Source organism: Maledivibacter halophilus, assembly GCF_900167445.1.
GTDB lineage: Bacteria > Bacillota > Clostridia > Peptostreptococcales > Caminicellaceae > Maledivibacter > Maledivibacter halophilus.
Genome location: NZ_FUZT01000003.1, coordinates 282,484 through 303,386, shown reverse-complemented (window position 1 = coordinate 303,386; position 20,903 = coordinate 282,484). Strand labels below are relative to the sequence as shown.

The 20,903-nt window shown below is 32.0% G+C and carries 18 protein-coding genes; 7 read left to right on the top strand and 11 right to left on the bottom strand.

Annotated features, from left to right (window positions below; translation table 11 throughout):
- Positions 1-131 precede the first annotated feature (131 nt).
- The 11 genes from dprA to B5X81_RS28570 form a co-directional block, all read right to left on the bottom strand.
- Positions 132-1,247, bottom strand: coding sequence for a DNA-processing protein DprA (gene dprA / locus B5X81_RS07415; protein WP_079490599.1), 1,116 nt, complete (start codon positions 1,245-1,247; stop codon positions 132-134).
- A gap of 17 nt (positions 1,248-1,264) precedes the next feature.
- Positions 1,265-2,806, bottom strand: coding sequence for a YifB family Mg chelatase-like AAA ATPase (locus B5X81_RS07410; RefSeq protein WP_079490597.1), 1,542 nt, complete (start codon positions 2,804-2,806; stop codon positions 1,265-1,267).
- Between the two features lie 3 nt (positions 2,807-2,809).
- Positions 2,810-3,391 carry a transposase gene (locus B5X81_RS07405; protein WP_079490596.1) on the bottom strand — a complete coding sequence of 194 codons (582 nt, stop codon included), beginning with the start codon at positions 3,389-3,391 and terminating at the stop codon, positions 2,810-2,812.
- 234 nt (positions 3,392-3,625) lie between these two features.
- Positions 3,626-3,895: a hypothetical protein gene (locus B5X81_RS07400; protein ID WP_079490594.1), complete on the bottom strand. Its 270-nt coding sequence runs from the start codon at positions 3,893-3,895 to the stop codon at positions 3,626-3,628.
- Between the two features lie 65 nt (positions 3,896-3,960).
- Positions 3,961-4,209 (bottom strand): hypothetical protein, encoded by a 249-nt coding sequence (locus tag B5X81_RS07395; RefSeq protein WP_079490593.1) that lies wholly within the window; start codon positions 4,207-4,209, stop codon positions 3,961-3,963.
- A 109-nt stretch (positions 4,210-4,318) separates the two neighbouring features.
- Positions 4,319-4,639, bottom strand: coding sequence for a type II toxin-antitoxin system RelE/ParE family toxin (locus B5X81_RS07390; protein ID WP_079490591.1), 321 nt, complete (start codon positions 4,637-4,639; stop codon positions 4,319-4,321).
- The gene (locus tag B5X81_RS07385; RefSeq protein WP_079490590.1) at positions 4,626-4,892 is read right to left on the bottom strand and encodes a type II toxin-antitoxin system prevent-host-death family antitoxin; all 267 of its coding nucleotides are present in this window, start codon (positions 4,890-4,892) and stop codon (positions 4,626-4,628) included. The genes B5X81_RS07390 and B5X81_RS07385 overlap by 14 nt, the downstream gene beginning before the upstream one ends.
- 267 nt (positions 4,893-5,159) lie before the next feature.
- On the bottom strand, positions 5,160-6,683 hold the full coding sequence (locus B5X81_RS07380; RefSeq protein ID WP_079490588.1) for a hypothetical protein: 1,524 nt from the start codon (positions 6,681-6,683) through the stop codon (positions 5,160-5,162).
- 295 nt (positions 6,684-6,978) lie between these two features.
- Positions 6,979-7,872 (bottom strand): hypothetical protein, encoded by an 894-nt coding sequence (locus B5X81_RS07375; protein WP_208985008.1) that lies wholly within the window; start codon positions 7,870-7,872, stop codon positions 6,979-6,981.
- 14 nt (positions 7,873-7,886) lie between these two features.
- Positions 7,887-8,252, bottom strand: coding sequence for a tyrosine-type recombinase/integrase (locus B5X81_RS28575; protein WP_330397354.1), 366 nt, complete (start codon positions 8,250-8,252; stop codon positions 7,887-7,889).
- Positions 8,253-8,264: 12 nt separating this feature from the next.
- The gene (locus B5X81_RS28570) at positions 8,265-8,750 is read right to left on the bottom strand and encodes a tyrosine-type recombinase/integrase (RefSeq protein WP_208985007.1); all 486 of its coding nucleotides are present in this window, start codon (positions 8,748-8,750) and stop codon (positions 8,265-8,267) included.
- Between the two features lie 520 nt (positions 8,751-9,270).
- On the opposite strand from B5X81_RS28570, the gene B5X81_RS07365 reads away from it, so the two are divergent.
- From B5X81_RS07365 to B5X81_RS07335, 7 genes are all read left to right on the top strand, one after another.
- Positions 9,271-9,675, top strand: coding sequence for a hypothetical protein (locus B5X81_RS07365; RefSeq protein WP_079490587.1), 405 nt, complete (start codon positions 9,271-9,273; stop codon positions 9,673-9,675).
- Between the two features lie 414 nt (positions 9,676-10,089).
- Positions 10,090-12,912 (top strand): S-layer homology domain-containing protein, encoded by a 2,823-nt coding sequence (locus tag B5X81_RS07360; RefSeq protein ID WP_079490585.1) that lies wholly within the window; start codon positions 10,090-10,092, stop codon positions 12,910-12,912.
- Between the two features lie 447 nt (positions 12,913-13,359).
- Positions 13,360-14,778 carry a Na+/H+ antiporter NhaC gene (gene nhaC / locus B5X81_RS07355; protein ID WP_079490584.1) on the top strand — a complete coding sequence of 473 codons (1,419 nt, stop codon included), beginning with the start codon at positions 13,360-13,362 and terminating at the stop codon, positions 14,776-14,778.
- Between the two features lie 211 nt (positions 14,779-14,989).
- On the top strand, positions 14,990-15,901 hold the full coding sequence (locus B5X81_RS07350; RefSeq protein ID WP_079490582.1) for a phosphate butyryltransferase: 912 nt from the start codon (positions 14,990-14,992) through the stop codon (positions 15,899-15,901).
- Between the two features lie 109 nt (positions 15,902-16,010).
- Complete coding sequence (gene buk, locus B5X81_RS07345) at positions 16,011-17,087, top strand: butyrate kinase (RefSeq protein WP_079490581.1); 1,077 nt, start codon at positions 16,011-16,013, stop codon at positions 17,085-17,087.
- A 170-nt stretch (positions 17,088-17,257) separates the two neighbouring features.
- Entirely contained in the window at positions 17,258-19,180 is a 1,923-nt protein-coding gene (locus B5X81_RS07340) for a sigma 54-interacting transcriptional regulator (protein WP_170917319.1), read from the top strand.
- Positions 19,181-19,475: 295 nt separating this feature from the next.
- Positions 19,476-20,876, top strand: a complete 1,401-nt coding sequence (locus B5X81_RS07335; RefSeq protein WP_079490577.1) for a sodium:solute symporter family protein — start codon at positions 19,476-19,478, stop codon at positions 20,874-20,876.
- Positions 20,877-20,903 lie beyond the last annotated feature (27 nt).

Below are 20,903 nucleotides of genomic sequence, written 5' to 3'. Positions count from 1 at the left end.
AAATAAGTACCTCACATTTAGAAATGATTGTGGGGTGCTTTTTTCGGCTCTTCGTCAAATTTGATGAAAAAGTACATCCACACATAATTATTTTATCAAAGATACCGCACAAATCTTGTAGAAAATGCGGTCTATTTCCTTTTCGACAAGGTTTCAAGAGGACATACTGCCTTTACTACTGAGCCTTGAATAATTACTTTATTTTCTAGTTCCATAATGGATAGTTTCTCTACTAAGTTCATAGTATTTATGCCAGTAAAAAAACTTAGCTGCTCTAATGTTTTTTCCCCTTCAGCTATTAATATCTCAATAATTCTTTTTTCCATATCATCCAATTCATTTAAAATACAATGATTTACAGATGAATTATCTATAGAGGCAGATTCTCTTTCATATCTATTATTTATTAATAATTGCTCTTTACTTAAATAAATTTTAGCTCCATTACCAATCAATCTATTACTTCCTATACTTTCTTTACTATATATATTATCGGGTAAAGCTAAAACCTGTCTTTTGTATTTTTTCCCATAATCAGCAGTAATTAAAGCTCCACTTTTAGCTCCTGCTTCTACAACCAGTATTTTATATGACCATCCGCTAATTAGTAAATTTCTTCTTGGAAAATGCTTTGGATCTGGTCTAGTTCCAGGAGGGTACTCTGATATAACAGCTCCATTTTGAATTATTTTTTTCATAAGTTCTATATGCTCTTGTGGATAGCATATATCTAATCCATTTCCTAATACTGCTATGGTATAGCCCCCTGCTTTTATACATGAAGTATGGGCATAACTATCGATTCCCTTAGCCATTCCACTAATTACCCATATATTTTCTCTTGCTAAATAATCGCCAGCATCAGTGGCCACTTTTTTGCCATACTGACTGCATCTTCTAGATCCTACAATAGAAACCCCCATACTATTTTCAATTAAATTTCCCTTATAATATATTAAAACAGGCATTTCTTTAATATTTTTAGCTTCAGTAGGATACAAAGGATTTTTTAAAGTCAATAATTTAATATTTTGCTTTTTTACATTATTTAATATTTTTTCAGCCTTTTTCAATGATCTTTCTTTAATTATTTTTTCCGCCATATTATATCCTATCCCATCACATTCCAATAATTCTTCTAAAGTTTTCTTATAGATATTTTCCGGCGTATTAAATTTTTCTAATAATCTTCTTTGTCTTTTAGGTCCTATTCCCTTTATTTGAGTTAACCAAATCCAATATACCATTGGTATATCTCCTTTACTTAAACAGTGTACATCCTTGTTTTTTCCTTGTCTAAATCCCTTGATAACAACACATTTGCAATATCTTTTTTTCGGATTTTAATTGAACCCTCTAAATCAGCAAAGGTTCTAGCAACCTTTAAAAATTTATCAAAGGTTCTAGCGCTGTACCCATATTTGTCATAGGCTATTTTAAGAAGTTTATTTGAATCATCTTCTAGCTTACAATATTTTTTTATTAGATCTGGAGTCATTTGTCCATTGCAATTAATTCCTTTAATATTTTTATACCTTCTTATTTGTATTTTCCTTGCCTTTTCTACCCTTTCACGTAAGTCCTTTGAGGATATTCCTTTTTTATTTTCTGTTAATTCAATGAAGTTTACTGGTTGTACATATTTTTGTATATCTATTCTATCTAATATTGGACCTGAAATCTTTTGCCTATACTTTATTACTTCATAATCACTACATTTACATTTATTGGTGCTATAGTAACCACAGGGACATGGATTCATGGCTGCAATAAACATAAAATTAGATGGATATATATTTGTAGAATTTACTCTAGATATAGTTACTTTTTTATCTTCCATAGGCTGTCTTAAAGCATCCAATGTCTTTTTACTGAATTCTGCAACCTCATCCAAAAATAAAACTCCATTATGGGCTAAGGATACTTCACCTGGCATAGCATTGTTTCCTCCACCTACTAAAGAATTTAATGATGAATTATGATGTGGTGCTCTAAAAGGTCTCTGAGTAATTAAGTTATTTCTATCCTTTAATAAGCCCGATACACTATATATTTTAGTTACTTCTAAAGCTTCTTCTTCACTCATTTTAGGTAAAACAGTTGGTATTCTTTTAGCAATCATTGATTTACCACATCCTGGAGTTCCGACCATGAGCATATTATGTCCTCCAGCTGCTGCAACCACAATATATTCTATTAATGCATCTTGCCCTTTAACATCTTCAAAATCAAGGATATGATTTGCGTTTTCTGATAGACCTAAGCTTTTTTCTATAGGCTTTGTATGATTGTTACCCTTTAAAAAGTTAATTGTAGATTTTAAATCCTTAAAGGTATATATATTTATTCCACTAACTAAACAGGCTTCTTGGGCATTTTCTGAGGGAAGTATTATATTCTTTATACCAGCTTTTTTGGCTGCTATAACCATAGGAAGTATACCAGTACAGGGTCTAATTATTCCATTTAATGATAATTCACCGATAAAGCCAAAACTATCTAAGTCCATATCCTTATGGGCAAATTGTTTAGATTGTAATAAAAGTCCTACAGCCATACCCAAGTCAAAATGCGATCCTTTTTTCTTTATATCTCCTGGTGCCAAGTTTATTACAATTTTCATTTTGGGAAATTCATAGCCTTCATGGATAATAGCTGCTTGTATTCTTTCGCTTGCTTCTTTTATGGCTCTATCTCCCAATCCAATTATAGAAATAGAAGGTTGTCCATATATTGTGTCCGTTTCTATTTCTACTAAATATCCTTCTATTCCTGATATAGCAAAGCTATTTATAATAGAGGCCATTTTTTATACCCCCATTCTTTCTTCAATTTCTCTATTTATTTGTTGATCCATAAGTTTAGATTCCACATATTCCTTATATAATTTTCTGCTTTTATTTCTAAAGTAGGATAATATTTTTTCATCTATTACAATATCATTTTTTATTTCTCCCATATATACACCATAACTACTCCATTTATATTCAACTGGTTTTTCTACCATAGAAGCCTTTACTGGATTAAGATGTATATATCTACTAGTTTGAAGATTATATGCATCACTTTCAATTATTCCTGCTCTATATCTTCCCTGAAAAAGATGTCCTATAAAATTATATTTATTATTAAAGTATTTAGTATAAGATAAATTTATATATCTCATAATTTTCCATATCTCTACATTTTTAGTTTCTATTTGCATATGTATATGGTTTGTCATAAGACAATAAGCATATAATATATATTCATATTTTTCCATAGTTTCTTTTAAAATCGTTAAATATACTTGGTAATCTTCATTATCTTTAAATATGGCAGATCGTCTATTACCACGATTCATAATATGATAAACCGCCCCTGGATACCATATCCTTTTTTTCTTCCCCATTTTTCTTCCTCCTTCTTCCAAATGTGATGTTTTTATATAATATTTTCCAATTTTTGTTTATAGTTAAATATTATCATTTTATCCTATTGTTTACAAGCATAAAAGCCCCTTTAATCAAAATGAAATAGTGCTTAGGAAGGAGGTATATAGGGTGAGTTAAAGCATTTTTGAAGGTAAATGAATGGGTGGTAAGCAAAAGAAAAAAACTAACAGATATCTCCCTGTTAGTTTTTTTCATTCGCCTGCAACTTTTTTAAATTTTTCAATAAATATATGGTCTTGTTCATATTTTTCTATAGCTTTTTCTGTACTTAGCATGAATTCTTGAATTGTCTTCTGTATTGATTTTATCTCTTTTATATCCTTCTTAATTACTTCTTGTCCTTGTTCTAGTTTATCAAACCTATTATTCATTTTCTGCTGTTCTTTTTTCATTTCCTTCTGATCTTTTTCGATATTATCAAGTTTGCTTAATATCATAGATAATATTTTTTCTTGCTCCATATATATACTCCGCCCCCTTTTATTTAGTCTAATTAAGGTTCGTATGGTACCCGATACCTTTGGGTTTATTCACCTACAACTTTTTTCAACTTTTCAATAAATATATGGTCTTGCTCAAATTTCTTAAATGCCTTTTCAGATTCAAACATGAATTTTTTTATTGATTCTTGTCCTTCTTCTAGTCTATGCAATCTTAATTCAACTGTATCTAATTTTCCAGACATATCCTTTAGGTCTTTTTTCATTTCTTGCTGATCTTTTTCGATATTATCAAGTTTGCTTAGTATCATAGATAATATTTTTTCTTGCTCCATCTATACTCCGCCCCCTTTATTTAGTCTAATTATATCAGACAATACATATATCAGTCAAAATCATTTTGTATTAAAAGGTTCGGGCGGTACTCGGTACCTTTGGTACTACTTAAATAATATCTTGATACTTCTGTGGCCCATAAAGTACACGCATAACAACAACTTGTTTTTCTATTTTATCTACAATATAAAATACAATATAATTTTTAATAATTAATTTTCGATATCCTTTATCTTTAAGCACATCATCTTCTACGTGGCTACATGAAAAAGGAAATTGCTTAAGCCTCATGATGCTTGTTTCGATTTTATTCATAAGATTTTCTGCAGCATCTCCATTTAAAAGTTCATTTGTAATATAACCATAAATCTCATCTAAATCATTGTCAGCCTTAGGCGTGATCTTAATCTTATAACTATTTTCTACCATATTTTCTCCTCAGCTTCTTAAAAACTTCTTCTCCATCTAATAGTTCGTTCCCGTTTTTAATCTGAGCTTCAGCTTCTGCAAGCTTCTGGTAGAGTTCTAATTTTGCCAATGACTTTTCATAAGCTTCTATACTCATAACAACCATATCACCATAACCATTTTTAGTGATAAAAATTGGTTCTTTTGACTCATGACATAATTTTGAAATTTCTGTTGTATTTCTAAGATCCTTTATTGGACGAATTTGAGGCATAAAATCATCTCCTTGATTTATTATGCCTTAATTATAGCATTATTATGCTAGAAATTCAATTTCTATTTTTACTATTGTTCACAACATATTTTAAATGTATTTTTAGGTAATTCTTATAAAATAATGAATGCATAAGAAAAACACCCCACAAATATTTCTACCTGTGAGGTGCCTATTTCTTACTTTATTTCATTTTCGACAAGGTTCGGGCGGTACCCGGTACCTTTGGGTTGGTACCTTTTGGTTTTTTGGTTCTTCCTGTTTTTTCTATTTTAAAGTAACATCGCTAATTGTAAAAGTTTCTCCACCATATAAATCTTTAACTTCGATTTTTAATTCTTTGTTAGATAGAATATAGATTATATCTTCTACCATATCAGAAGCAACAAATTCACCTTCACTCATCTCTACTAATATAAATCCACCATCTACAAAACCTTGTAATTCATCTGATGTTACTGCTGTAACATCTGTAACATCAAGCTCAGGTTCTGAGGCAATGTGAGTTATTCCAAGAACTTGAGGTGCAGTGTTTTCTACAGCAATATCTATGCTTTCGATTACTTCTTCTTTTGCACCAGTTACTCTAATTAATTCAACTGTTACTGTACCAACTTCTGTCTCAGGATCTAAAGCTACTGTAAATTCTTCTTCAGTTGCCCAATCAGTACTAACAATTAGAGCTTTGTTACCATCTTTAACTTCTAATTTTAGTGTAGCATCTAAAGTTTCAGGAGTTGTTGCTACTCCACTTTTAGTAGCTTTTACCGCTACTGTTACAATATCAGTTGATTCAGTCTTATATAAGTCAAGTTTTTCTAATTCACTGTCTTTATCGACTGAGAATGCATATTCTATATCTACAGCATCTGTGTCAACTACTTCAACTGTGAATTCGCCTAGTTTTACGTTCTTACTGTCTACTGTTTGTGATACCTTTATTGTTTGATTACCAACTTCAGCACTTGAGAAATCTGCTGTTACAGTTAATAACCCATTAGTAGCTGAAGTAGCTGCTGAATCAACTACACCATTAACTTCTACTACTAAACTACTAGTAGTTGCTTCTTTCATAACATCGCCATTTTGGTCTTTGATTAAGATTTCTATTACTTGACCTGTATCTTGGTCATATTTAACTGTAGCATCTTTTAATTCTGCTGATGTAACTTTTTGCCCAGCTTTTACAACTACATCAATTGTATATTCAAATTCATTTGCTGGTGAAGCATTATCTTTAATTGTTAAATCAAATGTTACTGTTCCAGCTGACACTGGTATTATATTAGTGCCATCCCAGTAAGCTAGATCTGTATTTGAGCTTACAGCTTTATCAACGGAATAAGTTGATGAAGGAGCATTTATTACTTCACCATCTAGTTGTTTTACTTTTGTTACTTCAAAGACGTTACTAGTTTCACCAACTGTTATGAAATCTACATTGTCACTTCCATTGTTAACTACTACTTCTGATACGTTTACTATTGCTTCATCATCTACTACTGTTACTTCTTTCCATTCTGATTTAACTTCTTTGCCTTCTCCGTCTGTTATTACAACTTGGTATTCAAATTCAGTTAAACTACTAGCATTAATTACTCCTGTAACGTTAGGTGTAGCAGATTCAGTAGTAAAGAATTCTACTGTATATCCCTCTAACTTTAATTCTGCTATAGAAATTTCCTTTCCGTTGTTAATAGAAAAATCTAATTGTTGACCTGGTGCTTTTTTTACAGTATCTGTAATAGCACATATTCTACCAAAAATAATTCTATATTTTTCCAAATGCATAAAGGGGTATACATCAGCATTATAAGCCTTGCTATATCTAGTTACTTTGTAACTAAAATATTATTTTAATATAGTATTAAAAATTGTATTTTAAATAAAACATTAATAATTTAACTAAGTTACTTACAATGTTGTAATTTTATTATAATTTATAACTAATAATATGTTACTGTTTGCAATATAAATCAATTTATTCATTAAAATGGAAAATAAATGGTAAAAATAGAAAGACATTAAAAAATGTCTTTGCAGAAAAGAATTTATAATATATAGTAAAATAAATTAAAAGTTAAAACTATGTAAATAGAGCATTGATTTCATTTTCATAACCATATTTTTCTAAAAACTCTATTATTGCAACTTCAAAAATCTCTTTTTGACTTATGTTTTTTTCTTTACTGAATTCCTTCACAAGTTCCGATAGAGAATGGGACATACATAAAGATTTTGTTATGGTTATGCCACCCACAACATAACGGGGAATAGTGCCTCCATCGTTTATGGCAAGGAGCTGAGTCAATTTATCCTTATTCCGTTCTATCATTTCAAGCATTGGTATAAGTCTATTTAATCTATCAAGCTTAGATAAATTACCTTCTGAAGAAGCATCAATTCTTTTTTCTTCAATATAATCCTTATTATTGTGTTCATGATTTTCCCCTGTAGTTTGTGAGCTGTTAGCGCTATCCTGATTTTCTCCAGAGGATATGGGTCCCTTTAAAAGGGTATAGTTCTGATCTTCACTTGACCATATATATCCCTTGGATTTCATATATGCAGCCATTGTTCTATGGTCTTTAAGGCCCACTCTTTTAGCAACTTCTTTAGGATCAATATCAGCTTTAAAAAGAGATAATATTCTCTGTACCTTTGAGGTGCTGGAGGAATGTACAGATGGAATATTTGACTGTGATTTTAATATATATATCTGCTTGTAATTGTCCCATTTATATCCACGACGACGCATATACATATCCAGTGTTCTATAGCTTTTATGGTCAAGCTCTTTAGCAAGCTCTTCCCTTGATATACCCTCCATTAGTTTTTGAAGTATAAAGTTTTCATCATAGGAAGCTGTGTTATTAGCCTGTGATGCGGCTATTTCTTCATTTGATATTTCATCGTATAGATTTTCCTTTAAGTATTCCTCATCATAGTAGTCTTCGGACATAAAATTCACGCCTTTCATAATGATAGTCAGTTTTATAAAACATTAATAGCTCTATTTAAATCCTCCATATTTGCATGGGTATAAACTGAAGTTACCTTTAAGTTGGAGTGACCTAAAAGCTTTTGTACATGGACTAAATTGACACCGTTCTTTATAAGATTGGAAGCAAAGCTGTGACGTAAAATATGGGCGCTGATATTTTTATTCCACCTAAGTTTTTTAGTAGTATCGTTTAATACTCTATTAACGTATGCAGCGCTAAGGCTTCCTGTTTTCTTAGTGGCAAAAAAATTATCACTATTCACATCGGGTCTAATATTATCTAAATAGTTTTCAAATATTTTAATGAGGTGATTACTTATAGGTATAGTTCTATCCTTTTTTCCCTTGCCATTTATTATATGAATTACCTATGTATCAAGACTTACATCCTTTAGCTTGAGATTAAGACATTCACCTATTCTCATCCCTGTATAATACAAAGTTTGAGAAACTACTTTGATCAATGGATGATCAATTGCATTAATAAGCTCATTTACTTCGCCAGGCGATAAATAGACCCTTTCCTTTTTTTGCAGTTTAATGGGCTCTAATAGAGCAGCCACATTTTTAATACAAAAATCTTTGTTGTGGACATATTTCCAAAAAGATTTTAAAGTATAGAGATTTCTGCTTCTGCTTGTTGACTGAAGGTGCTTTTCTTTTTTTAGCCAGTATAGATAATCTTCAATATCTATAGTTTGAATTTCATTTATATATAAAGGACAATTATATTTTTTTTCAAGGAAGTATTGGAATGAAGACAAATCTGACATATATCCCTTTATGGTTTCCTTACTTTTGTCCATTGTTATAAGATATTGTTTATATTTTTCTATAGATTCATGAAGCAGCATTGCTATATCTCCCTTCGATTTCATATATTATAATGAATTTTATTATAATTATATTATAAGTATTTAGTAATAAAATTATTAAAGAAAAAAAGCATTGTTTATCTTTAATAATAAGAAAAATAAATAGGTTTACAGGTTTAAATTTCAGTAATTCATAATATTATAATAATATGTAATATAGAATATAGCAATAGATTGCCAGAAAGAAATACCTAAAATTACAATATTCGACAAATATATTCAAATAACGACAGGGAGATTGTGTAACTGTAACAAGAAAATGTTACTTAACTTAAAGGTAAACAACATTAAGGTTTAATAAATTTTAATAAGTATTTGCAAACTAAGTTTTACTATATATATTATTTTGAATACAAATTGGATTTTATATTCAATAGATTTAAGAAACATTATATTGGCCTATTTTATTCTTGAACAATTATGTACAATTTTTTCATAATATATTTAAAAAGTACAAATAATACTAAAGAAAAATATTATGAAGGGAATTGATTTCTAAATGAAGAAAAAAAGATTATCCATAACTATATTATTAAGTCTAATAGGCCTTTTATCAATTTCATGTGCTCCTAATATAGAGGAAAAATATCCACAAATAGGTCAATACAAATCAGATCTAAAAGAATTGTACAATGAAATTGAAACTAAATATGCTGAAAATCCGACTCCAGAAGATTGGGATACATTTTCCCAGGATTGGGTGCCAAGGCTTACGAGAGCAGCAATGGAAGATTTAAATGGAGATGTACCTGAAGAAGCCCAAGGAAAAGTATCACAGCTCAATGATACAAAAAACAATCTCATGTATCTGTGGAATCAGTACAACAATAAAATAACAGGAAAGAATTTTAAAGAAGAGACTGTAAAAGAATTAAAAGAAAGTATTGAAAAAAGCTTAAAATAATATAAAAGGCACAAAGAAAAAGTTCTTTTGTGCCTTTTTATTGGTTCTATATAAGATTTATAAATTAGCCTGTTGTACTAGGAAATTAAATATTTAATTTCAAATGCAATTTAAGAGTTTTTAATATTTCATTTGAGTGATTTTTATAAACCTGTTTTTCCATTCAAAACTAAATAAAAAAACAGGTTTATTACATGAACGAAAAGGAAATATTAAAAACTCCGAAGAACAACAAGTTAAATTAAATAAATTGCCAGAGAATATTAATAAAATTAGAATTATTTGGCAATTTATTTTTTGAAAATTTACCTCCAAATTTTCTTTATTATTTGATATAATCCTATTAAATTTGACACGATGAAATGATATAATAGTACATAGTGTTTTATTTAAATAGGATTTGGGAGGTATATAATGAACAAAAATAACTTTAGAATTTTAGTTTGTCTAATAATAGCAGCTACAATTATATCTCAATCTTTTGAAGGTTTAGTTTTTGCTCAGCAGAATACTACTCAGGAAAATGCTGCTCAGCAGAATGAACCTCAGCAGGGTTCTAAACTCCAAAAAGAGATTAATAAGGCTGTAAATAGACTGGTAGGTTTTGGTATTGCATCTGGGAAGGATGATGGACAATACCATCCAGAGCAGAATATAACCAGGGCAGAATTTGCAAAAATGATAGTAAATGCCCTTGATATATATGTGGATATTAATGTTGATAAGCTTAATTTTACTGATGTTGATGCTAAAGATTGGTCGGCACCATACATATATATAGCATCTAGCAGTGGATTCATCAAGGGCTATGAAGATAATACATTTAAGCCCAATGAAAACATAACCTTTGCTCAAGCCTGTGCAATAGCATTAAGGTCAATAGGATATAAAGACGAGGTCTTACAAGGGGACTGGCCTAATAATTTTATTGTTAAAGCATCGGAGCTTAGGATAATCGATGGAATTGTCATGGAAAATGATGTAGCAGTTAATAGGGGACAAGTGGCATTGATTATTGACCGTTTATTAAATCAGAAGATGCTTATACCAAGTTTTCCAAAGGGGAAATTTAGAGAAGCCGAGGATATAATTTTAGAAGACAGATTAGGAATATTTAAATTTGAAGATTCATATGTTCTTTCCAAGGAAGTTATATCCGAGAAAGATTATGTTAATATTAGAATGAATATCGATGGGGAAGAGGAGAAAAAAAGATATAAATATGTTCCTGAGGTTTCAGATATTCTTTTGGCAGGGAATAAGCTGGATGTTTACATAAATGATGAAGAGACTATAATATATGCTGAAAATAGTAAAGGTGAAAATAACGGTGAAAGCGGAGAAGATGGAAAATATGGAAATAGCTTTATCGAAAATGGCTATGAAGAAGCTCCCGTAGGTCAAATAAAGATAAATGGCATGGATGATTTTATAGATATAGATAAAGACTGTAAAATATATATAGATAATGAAGAAGTTAAAAAGAAAAATCATAAAAGATATCTAAAAAATGGACAATTTGGCGTTTTTAGAACTGAAGATGGGAAATTAATATATGCTAATATCCTACAGTGGGATAGTGAGAATTATTATGTGAAGGCTATAGATATAAAAGAAAAGACTATTGATTATATAGGCATGGATAAAAGAACTAATGGAAAAATTGAGCTGAATAAAGATGATGAAAATTATAAATTTTATTTAGTCAATGGAGCTGACAGAACTGAGATTAAATTTGAAGAACTGGCAAAGGGAGATATTATAAATATAACTGATAATCAGGAAAACAAAGATATAAAGATGATACTGGCATTTAGAAATGTTGTTAAGGGTAAATTTGATAAGCTCTATGGAGGCTATAATGGGAGGAATATAAAAATAACTTTGAAAGAAGATCCTTCAAAGGAATATAATTTAGCTGAAGAATTTATATACTCCTATAAAAATGGTGAGAAAATATATAATGGAGAAAGAGATGATTACAACGCCACAAATTATCTTAAGGATTTTTATGAAGAAAATGTATCTTTATATCTTGATTATAAGGGGGATATAGCCTATATAGAAGGAAATTTCAATTTAGAGATTGATTCCTATGGCGTTTTAGTTAGATATGGAGATGCTGTTAGGGGAGAAATACAGATATATAATAAGGACGGAAAAAGGAAGGTATATGCCTTTGAGGATTCTTCAGAATATGAAAGATTAAAAGATGATATTCCTGAGGGAAGCATAATAAAATATTCCATAGGAAAATCTAAAAAACTAAGGGATTTGGATCCAAATATATATGAAAGTATTATATTGACCAGTGAAACTAGTACTATAAAAGCTGGGGATGACTTTGGAGAAGATTTTGTAACTATTGAAGGAGATAAATATGAGGTGGATAGTGATACCATATATTTTGATTATACAGATCATAATCCTTACAATGTGAAGAAAATTGATTGGGAAAGATTACAGGATAAGAAGGTAATAGGAGATGTAGAGGTAATATATGCAAATGATGACGATAAATTAAAATTATTGGTTATTTGGGATGATATGGATAAGATACAGGAAAAGACAGAGGTAGGATATGTGGAAAATATTTATAGATTGGGACATGAATATTATGCTGATATAGTTAGACATGGCAGCTCAGAGGTTAAGCAGTATACATTACATGAGGGGCAGTATAATATATATCCTGGAAGGCTTATATTGTTTAAAATAAATACTGATAATGAGCTGGAGCTTATGGAAGATGAAGAATTTCAGTTTATATCCGATGAAATAGATGGTATGGATGGAGATACGATAACTATAGATGGAGAAGAATATAGAATAAGAGATGACAGTATTATATTAGTTGGAAATAAAATGAAAAGCCGAGGCTCTTTAGATAAAGGTGATAGGGTGGACGTATACATTAATGATCCAAAGGCTGTTATTATATCATCTCCCGATTACAGAGACTATAAGCTTGAAGAAGGTACACTAATGGAAATTGATACAAGTAGAGAAGAATCCCTAACCATTGAAGTGGATGGTGATTTAGAAGAATATCAATTGGAAGAGTATATTGACTATATTTATGAAGGAAAATATATTCAAATAGAAAACGACAAAAAAAGTGTTACTGAATTTCTTGAAGATATTCTGGAGGAAGAAGCTTTAAAAAATGGAGAATACAAGATAAAATTTGCAGTCAATAGGGATACAGGGGAAATATATAGGGCATGGATATACTAATGCTACTTTTGGAGATTTGCTTTTAAGATAAATATTAAATTAATTTCATAAACAGTTTATAAATTAAACAAGGCACTAAGTAATGTTAAATTTATTAACATTTACTTAGTGCTTTATTTTTTTGTCTAATTTTTTAATTAAGATAGGATTAAGGGAATAAGGGAGTTTTATAAATATTTAAATTATTGCAATTAAGTGGCATATAAATTGCATCTAGAGAATCAGTAATACAAATAATAGCCCGGGTTTTTTATTTGATTATAATGTAGGCGAGGAAAACGTATCCATGACATATGAAATAAAGACACAATATTCCTTACAATTTTGACTTATAGATCAGATAGATAAAAAGAGAAAGAATATTGATAATTTTATAACGATTAAAATATTAGAAGAATGAAACATCTATTTATAGAGAGAAAAATAAAATATTAGGAGGAAAGCTTAATGAAAAATGAAAAGATAATGCCTTCTGCTAAATATGCTTTTCTGGCTTTAGGAGCAATAGTTCTTTTTATGATAGTGGGGATAAACTTTTTAAAGGTAAGAATAGAAGTAATGATGTTTTTATCATGGCTTATAATTGTTCCCTTTGCTAAAAAATTAGGATACTCTTTTTCCGAGTTGGAATTGGCAGCCTATGACATGGTTCGGAAGGGAATGCAGGCAATATCCATTATTCTAGCTGTTGGAATGTTGGTTGGTGCATGGATTAGTGCTGGAACAGTGCCTACACTGATTTATTATGGATTAAAGGTAATTACCCCCAGATTCTTTCTTGTAACTGCATTAATTCTATGTTCTTTGGTTTCTCTTGCTACAGGAACATCCTGGGGAACCATGGGAACCTGTGGTATTGCAATGATGGGTATAGGAGCAGGCCTAGGAATTCCTGCTGGAATGACTGCCGGTGCAGTAATAAGTGGTGCCTACTTTGGAGACAAGCTTTCTCCACTGTCCGACAGCACAAATCTTGCGCCAGCAGTTTCAGGAACAGATGTCATAACCCATATAAAGCATATGCTATATGTTACTGTACCTTCTTATATAATCACATTTATTATCTTTTTATTCCTTGGTTTTAGATACGGCAGTGATACAGCAGACCTTTCAATGATAAAAGAAATTTTAAACTCCTTAGATGGTTTATATAATATAGGAATTATATCCCTTGCACCTGCAATCCTTGTAATCATTCTACTTATAAGGGGGCAATCACCTGTAACTTCAATACTAATCGGTTCAGCAACGGGCTTTGTTGTTGCTACTTTATACCAGGGCTTTGAGCCTGCCTATGCAGCTCAAGCTTTGTATACAGGCTTTTCCGGAGATTTTGGAAGCGAATTTCTAAACAAGCTTTTAAACCGAGGCGGTCTTTTAAGCATGGCAAATATTGCTTCAATCATGGTCTCAGGTCTAGGTCTGGGAGGTATGTTAAGACATTGTGGAATACTTCAGTCCATATTGGATGTTATGGCTAAAAAAATCAAATCTGTTGGTGGACTGGTTGGAAGCACCATGCTTGTGGCATATTTGGCAAATATGATAGGTGGTTCCATGAGCTTTGCAGCAGTTATGACCGGTACATTGATGTCTCCCCTTTATGAAAAGTGGAAACTAAAACCTGAGAATCTGTCAAGGACTATAGAGGACTCCTCTACATTAGGAGCACCATTAATTCCCTGGAACAGTAATGCATTGTTTGCAATGTCAATGCTGCAAGTTTCCTATGGTCAGTACGTAGGATTTGCCTTCTTCAACTTCATAGACCCTGTTATTGCATTAATATTTGCATATATCGGATTCTCCATAAAGAAATATACAGACGATGAGTTAAAGGATTCTAGCAAGGCTGAATTAGCTTAAAATATAATGCCTAGAGGTATACCTCTAGGCTTATTCTTTTGTTTAAAAAATTAACAGAAATAAGTGCCGATGTTCATTATTTTAACTATTATTATTCAATACATTTATACTTATATCTAAAAACCTTGATTTTATAGGTTTAAATAGAATGGTATAGAAATTGCTTATTTATTTTATATACCATAAAAAACTAATAGATCGGGGTGATAAAATGATAAAAATATTTAAAGAAATAGCTGAAAAGGCAAAAGAAATAGGGCCTAAAACCATGGCTGTTGCAGTATGCCAGGACGAAGATATATTAAAATCAGTCAGCTATGCCTATGAAAAGCAGATAGTGAATCCAATATTAATAGGAGATATAGAAGAGACAAGGAAAATTGCTAGGAAGTTGAAAATTGATTTGGAAAAATTTGAGCTGATAGATATAAAGGATAAGGTAGAGGCATGTAAGATAGCAGTAAAAGCTGTTCATGAGAAAAAAGCTACCATGCTTATGAAGGGATTTGTTGACACATCCCTAATATTAAGAGCAGTTTTAGATAAGGAAAAGGGGCTTATGGATGGAGGTCTAATAAGCCATGTTGGGGTTGTGGCTGTAAGGGTCTTTGACAGACCATTTATAGTAACTGACTCTGCAATGAATATTGCTCCGGGAGTAAATGATAAAGTACATATTATAGAAAATGCAGTGAAGGTAGCCCATGGATTGGGAATAGAAAAGCCAAAGGTGGCAATGCTTTGTGCCGTAGAAAAAGTAAGTAAAAAAATGCCTGCAACAGTTCAGGCAAAGGAAGTAGTTGAAATTTATGAAAGGGGCGGTATAAAGGGATGTATTGTAGGTGGGCCCTTTGCCCTTGATAATGCCGTATCAATAGAGGCTGCAAAACATAAAGGAGTAAATCATCCCGTTGCAGGAAATGCAGATGTTTTGGTGGCTCCTAATATTGAATCAGGAAATATATTAAATAAATCCATGGAATACTTTGGAGAAGCTAAAAAAGCTGGAATCATGATGGGGGCAAAAACGCCTATAGTCTTAACATCAAGGGCCAGCTCCGATGAAGCAAAATTCAACTCCATAGCACTGGCTGTTTTAGTTTCAAAAACCATGGATATGTGATTAATAAATTGAATTTACTCCAGTAGGGATTAAAAATCCTTAGAGTCTACTTTTAGTTTTTAAATTTCTCATTTACATATCTACATCTATATATAGGAGGGAGATACTCATGAATAAGAGCTATAGAATATTGGTTGTCAATCCAGGGTCAACATCTACAAAGATAGCTGTTTATGATAATGAAAAGGAATTGTTTACAGAAACGATCAAACATTCATATGATGAAATGAAACAGTTTGAAACCATATATAGTCAATTGGATTTTAGAAAAAACATTGTGCTAAAGGTATTAGAAAGTAAAAATATTGATTTAAATTCCTTAGACGCCATAGCCGGCAGAGGAGGAAATATGAAGCCGGTGGACGGAGGAACCTATCTTGTTAATGAAGCTATGGTAGAAGACTTAAAGGTAGGTGTTATGGGTCAGCATGCTTCAAATCTGGGAGGAATTATAGCCTATGAGATAGGAAGGCCATTGGGGCTAAAATCCTATGTTGTTGACCCTGTAGTAGTAGATGAATTTGAAGAGATATCTAGGATATCTGGTATGCCGGAAATCCCAAGAAAATCTAAGGATCATCCTCTTAATTCTAAGGCTGTGGCAAGGAAAGCAGCTGTGGAGCTGGGAGGAAAATATGAAGAGCTTAATTTTCTTACTGCCCATTTAGGTGGAGGGATTTCTATAGGAGTCCATAGAAAGGGAAGAATCATAGACGTAAATAACGCATTAGATGGAGATGGTCCATTTTCACCGGAAAGAACAGGGGGACTGCCGGTAGGTGGACTTGTGGATCTATGCTTTTCAGGAAAATATACTAAAAAGGAAATAAGAAAGAAAATAGTGGGAAATGGCGGTCTCATGGCTTATCTTGGCACCAATGACGGCAGAGAAGTTAAAAAAATGATACAAGAGGGAGATAAGAAAGCGGAATTGATTTATAGGGCCATGGCCTATCAGATATCAAAGCAGATAGGAGCTGGAGCAGCTGTATTGAAGGGGAATGTAGATGCAATAGTTTTAACTGGGGGATTGGCCTTTGATAGTGAATTTATAGATTGGATAAAGGAAAGGGTAGACTTTATATCCAAGGTAATGGTATATCCGGGAGAGTATGAGATGATAGCCTTAACCCAGGGGGTTATAAGAGTATTAAATGGAGTGGAAGAGCTTAGAGAATATAAGTAAATTAAGAGGTTGGGATTAGAGGAGAGCTGGCTGTTGGCCAGTTTTTCTCTACACAAAAACAACAAAATAAGACAGAATTTTTAGAAAAAAAGCAGGGATAACAGATAAAAACTAGAACTCTATTTATAGTGATACCAAATGGATAATGATACTCGATGGAGGAGATTGTAATGAATCCTAAGATATTAGCTATATCTACTTATCCTGAGCTAACCCAAATGCTAAAGGAGATATCCAAGGAATTGGGAGTAGCTATTAGCATATATGAAGGGGGAATAATGAGGGATGGACATTTATATGCTAAAAAGATGGAAAACAAGTTTGATATTATAATAAGTCAGGGAGGAACCCTTGAAGCCATTAAAGAAATAGTCACAATACCTGTAGTATCTATAGAAATAAGCACAGCTGATATATTAAGGGCCCTATTGGAAGCAAAGGAAAAATTCAAAAAAAAGATTGTACTGTTCTGCTATAGGTCTGAGAAGCTTAGCAAGCTTCAAAACCTAAAGGATATATTAAATGTTGATTTTGAAGTGGTCAATTACGGAAACAAAAAAGAATTTGAAGAGAAAGTTGACAAAATTTTTAATAAAAGTGAATTTACTTTAGTGGGAATGGGCAGCTGCATGCTAGAAACTTCCAAGGGAAGAGATGTAGATGCAGTGATTATAAAAAGCAATAGAAACTCAGTTAGGCAAGCCATTATTGATGCCAAAAATATATGTGATTTAAGTAAAAGGGAAAAAGAGAAAAGCGAAAGGCTTAAAATAATAATTGACTATTCTTCCGAGGGAATAATAGCAGTAGATAAACAGGGTTTTATTACAACCTTTAACCCTGTGGCCGAGAAAATATTTGATTTGGAATCAGATATTGTATTAGGTAGAAATATTTCAGATTTAAAGGATTATTATTATCTTAATATGGTTTATGGAGACGAAGGCTATAAGCTGGATGAAATAATTAAAATAAATAATATTCAGCTGATCATAAATAGAATTCCAATAATTGTGGAGGATGAAAAATCTGGGCTCATTATTACTTTACAGGAGATATCAAAGCTTCAAAAGCTGGAGCAAAATGTAAGAAATAAGCTATACAATAAAGGTCTTATAGCAAAACATAGATTTGGTGAAATACTGGGATCAAGTAAAGCTATTAAGGAGGCCATAGATAATGGCATAAGGTTTGGAAAGACATCTACCACCATACTTATACAGGGGGAGACCGGCAGTGGTAAGGAGCTCTTTGCCCAAAGCATACACAATATTAGTGATAGGAAGGATAAGCCCTTTGTGGCAGTTAATTGTGCCGCATTACCTGAAAACCTATTGGAAAGTGAACTGTTTGGATATGAGGAGGGAGCCTTTACTGGGGCAAAAAAAGGTGGAAAACTGGGATTATTTGAAATGGCCCACGGTGGGACTATTTTTTTGGATGAAATCGGAGAGATACCTCTTAGTCTTCAAAGCAGACTTTTAAGAGTGCTGCAGGAGAAGGAGGTTCTGAGAATCGGAGGGGACTATATAGTCAAAGTGGATGTTAGAATCATATCAGCCACCAATATTGATTTATATAAAATGGTTAAGGAACATAAATTCAGAGAGGACTTATATTTTAGATTAAATATATTAAATTTAAAGATTCCACCCATAAGGGACAGAAAAGAGGATATCCCCATATTAGTAAATGAATTTATAGGAAGAATGAACAGAGAACATAATAAAAAAATTGAGGGACTTACAGAAAATGCTATGAAGCTTTTGATGGCATATAGCTGGCCCGGGAATGTAAGGGAAATCCAGAATTTTGTTGAAAGAATGGTTATACTATCGGACTATCCGACCATCGAAGAAAAGTTTATCAGAAATTTATTTATACAATCCTTTGGTAGAGAAAACGAAATAGAAAAATTAGAAGAGGATAAAAATACTATAAAGGTAAAGGTAGGCACTTTAAAGGATATGGAGCTTCAGCTTATTGAGGAGCTGAATAATATATTTGATAGCAATAAAATTCTACTGGCGGAAAAACTAGGAATAAGCAGAACTACCTTGTGGAAAAAAATGAAGGAGATGGAAGAATATTAAACCCAATGAATTGGGTTTTTTTATTTTGCACGCAATGTTTAAATATTAAACATTGTTCATTATTTATGTTAAATCTTTAAACTGACACTTCTTTTAAAAAAATCACTTTTTTCTATACAGCCTATTTCAGTGATTTTAGAAGAATTACTGAATTATATAATACTGGCATATAATTTGCATTATTTATTATTGAATATAAATTAGGGAGTTTTAATACTTCATTTGAGTGATTTTTATAAATCCAAAGAAAATATTAAAACCCTATCACATATCTATAAAAGAAAAGAGGGATTGTATGATTACACCATTCCACTATATCGGTACTTTTATAACCATCTTCATAGTTTCATATCTGGGATTTGCATCAACAAAAAAAGTAAAGTCATCCCAGGATTTTGTTGTAGGCAGTAGAAAGCTTAGTTCTTCAAAGGTTGCCGGAAGCATTATTGCAACAATTGTAGGAGGGGCATCGACCATAGGAACTGCTCAACTTGCCTTTGAGCAAGGGATAAACGCCATGTGGTTTACATTGGGAAGCAGCTTGGCTTGTTTATTTTTAGGAATATTTTTGGCTGTTCCCTTAAGAAGAGCACAAGTAGATACAGTTTCCCAGCTCTTATCAATGAGTTATGGGGAATATGCGGGAGTTGCTGCCAGTATTATTACTTCTTTAGCTATATTCATCCACATAACAGGGCAAGTTCTTTCTTCCATTGCCATACTCACATCCTTATTCAATGTCACAATAATTGTAGGGGCTATTATAACCATTGCACTAATAATTTCCTATATCTTTTTCGGTGGATTTTTAGGTACTAGTGTAGTTGGAATAATGAAAACAATTTTACTCTATTTGACATTGGGAATAAGTGGAATACTCACACTGAAATATTTTGGGGGAGTTCGGGGCTTTACAGCATCTTTCCCAAGGGATCCCTGGTTTAATCTCTTTAGCAATGGTATTGGTGCTGGACTGGGTCAGGGATTTTCTATGGTTGTAGGGGTTGCTTCTACCCAAACCTATTTACAGGCAATGTTTGCAGGCAGAACAGAAAAGGAATCAAGGAAGGGAGCCTTTATATCAGCTCTGTTGATTCCACCTATAGGGCTTATATGTACTTTAATAGGGATGTATATGAGAACCGTTAATCCGGGATTGGTTCCCAAGGAAGCCTTGCCAGCCTTTATTTTAAGCTATTTAAATCCCTGGATTGGTGGGGTGATTATAGCGGCCTTGATTATTTCTGTAATTGGAACAGGAGCAGGTCTTACCCTTGGAGTTAGCACCATGGTAAATAGGGATATATATCTAAGATTCATTAATCCCAAGGCAGGGGATGAGTCTCAACTTAAGATTTTGAGATTATCAGTATTTGTAGTTTCTGCCTTGGCTTTACTTATGGTATATATCAATGCCGATTCACTTATTTTAAAATGGGGCTTTTTATCTATGGCATTAAGGGGAACTACCATTTTTATTCCCCTCATTGGAGCTATATTCTTTAAAGGAAGGGTTAAAAGAAAGGCAGGCTTGCTGGCAATTATATCAGCTCCTATTTTAACAATAGGATGGGAAATCTTTGGCATAAGTAGTATTGACTCCTTATATATTGGACTTTTATCTAGCTTTTTTATAATTCTAATTTTTTCCCTCAGCTCCATGGAAGTTCGTAGAAAGGTAGAGAGTCACAGATAGAAATAATGAAATTTTAAAGCATTATAA

What these genes read in the sequence shown, in the direction of transcription:
- dprA (WP_079490599.1), bottom strand. Translation starts at nt 1,247, where the DNA reads ATGGTATATTGGATTTGGTTAACTCAAATAAAGGGAATAGGACCTAAA.
- B5X81_RS07375 (WP_208985008.1), bottom strand. Translation starts at nt 7,872, where the DNA reads ATGAAAGGCGTGAATTTTATGTCCGAAGACTACTATGATGAGGAATAC.
- B5X81_RS07360 (WP_079490585.1), top strand. Translation starts at nt 10,090, where the DNA reads ATGAACAAAAATAACTTTAGAATTTTAGTTTGTCTAATAATAGCAGCT.
- B5X81_RS07335 (WP_079490577.1), top strand. Translation starts at nt 19,476, where the DNA reads ATGATTACACCATTCCACTATATCGGTACTTTTATAACCATCTTCATA.
- B5X81_RS07410 (WP_079490597.1), bottom strand. Translation starts at nt 2,806, where the DNA reads ATGGCCTCTATTATAAATAGCTTTGCTATATCAGGAATAGAAGGATAT.
- B5X81_RS28570 (WP_208985007.1), bottom strand. Translation starts at nt 8,750, where the DNA reads ATGCTGCTTCATGAATCTATAGAAAAATATAAACAATATCTTATAACA.
- B5X81_RS07390 (WP_079490591.1), bottom strand. Translation starts at nt 4,639, where the DNA reads ATGGTAGAAAATAGTTATAAGATTAAGATCACGCCTAAGGCTGACAAT.
- B5X81_RS07395 (WP_079490593.1), bottom strand. Translation starts at nt 4,209, where the DNA reads ATGGAGCAAGAAAAAATATTATCTATGATACTAAGCAAACTTGATAAT.
- B5X81_RS07340 (WP_170917319.1), top strand. Translation starts at nt 17,258, where the DNA reads ATGAATCCTAAGATATTAGCTATATCTACTTATCCTGAGCTAACCCAA.
- B5X81_RS07385 (WP_079490590.1), bottom strand. Translation starts at nt 4,892, where the DNA reads ATGCCTCAAATTCGTCCAATAAAGGATCTTAGAAATACAACAGAAATT.
- B5X81_RS07405 (WP_079490596.1), bottom strand. Translation starts at nt 3,391, where the DNA reads ATGGGGAAGAAAAAAAGGATATGGTATCCAGGGGCGGTTTATCATATT.
- nhaC (WP_079490584.1), top strand. Translation starts at nt 13,360, where the DNA reads ATGAAAAATGAAAAGATAATGCCTTCTGCTAAATATGCTTTTCTGGCT.
- buk (WP_079490581.1), top strand. Translation starts at nt 16,011, where the DNA reads ATGAATAAGAGCTATAGAATATTGGTTGTCAATCCAGGGTCAACATCT.
- B5X81_RS07350 (WP_079490582.1), top strand. Translation starts at nt 14,990, where the DNA reads ATGATAAAAATATTTAAAGAAATAGCTGAAAAGGCAAAAGAAATAGGG.
- B5X81_RS07400 (WP_079490594.1), bottom strand. Translation starts at nt 3,895, where the DNA reads ATGGAGCAAGAAAAAATATTATCTATGATATTAAGCAAACTTGATAAT.
- B5X81_RS07365 (WP_079490587.1), top strand. Translation starts at nt 9,271, where the DNA reads ATGAAGAAAAAAAGATTATCCATAACTATATTATTAAGTCTAATAGGC.
- B5X81_RS07380 (WP_079490588.1), bottom strand. Translation starts at nt 6,683, where the DNA reads ATGCATTTGGAAAAATATAGAATTATTTTTGGTAGAATATGTGCTATT.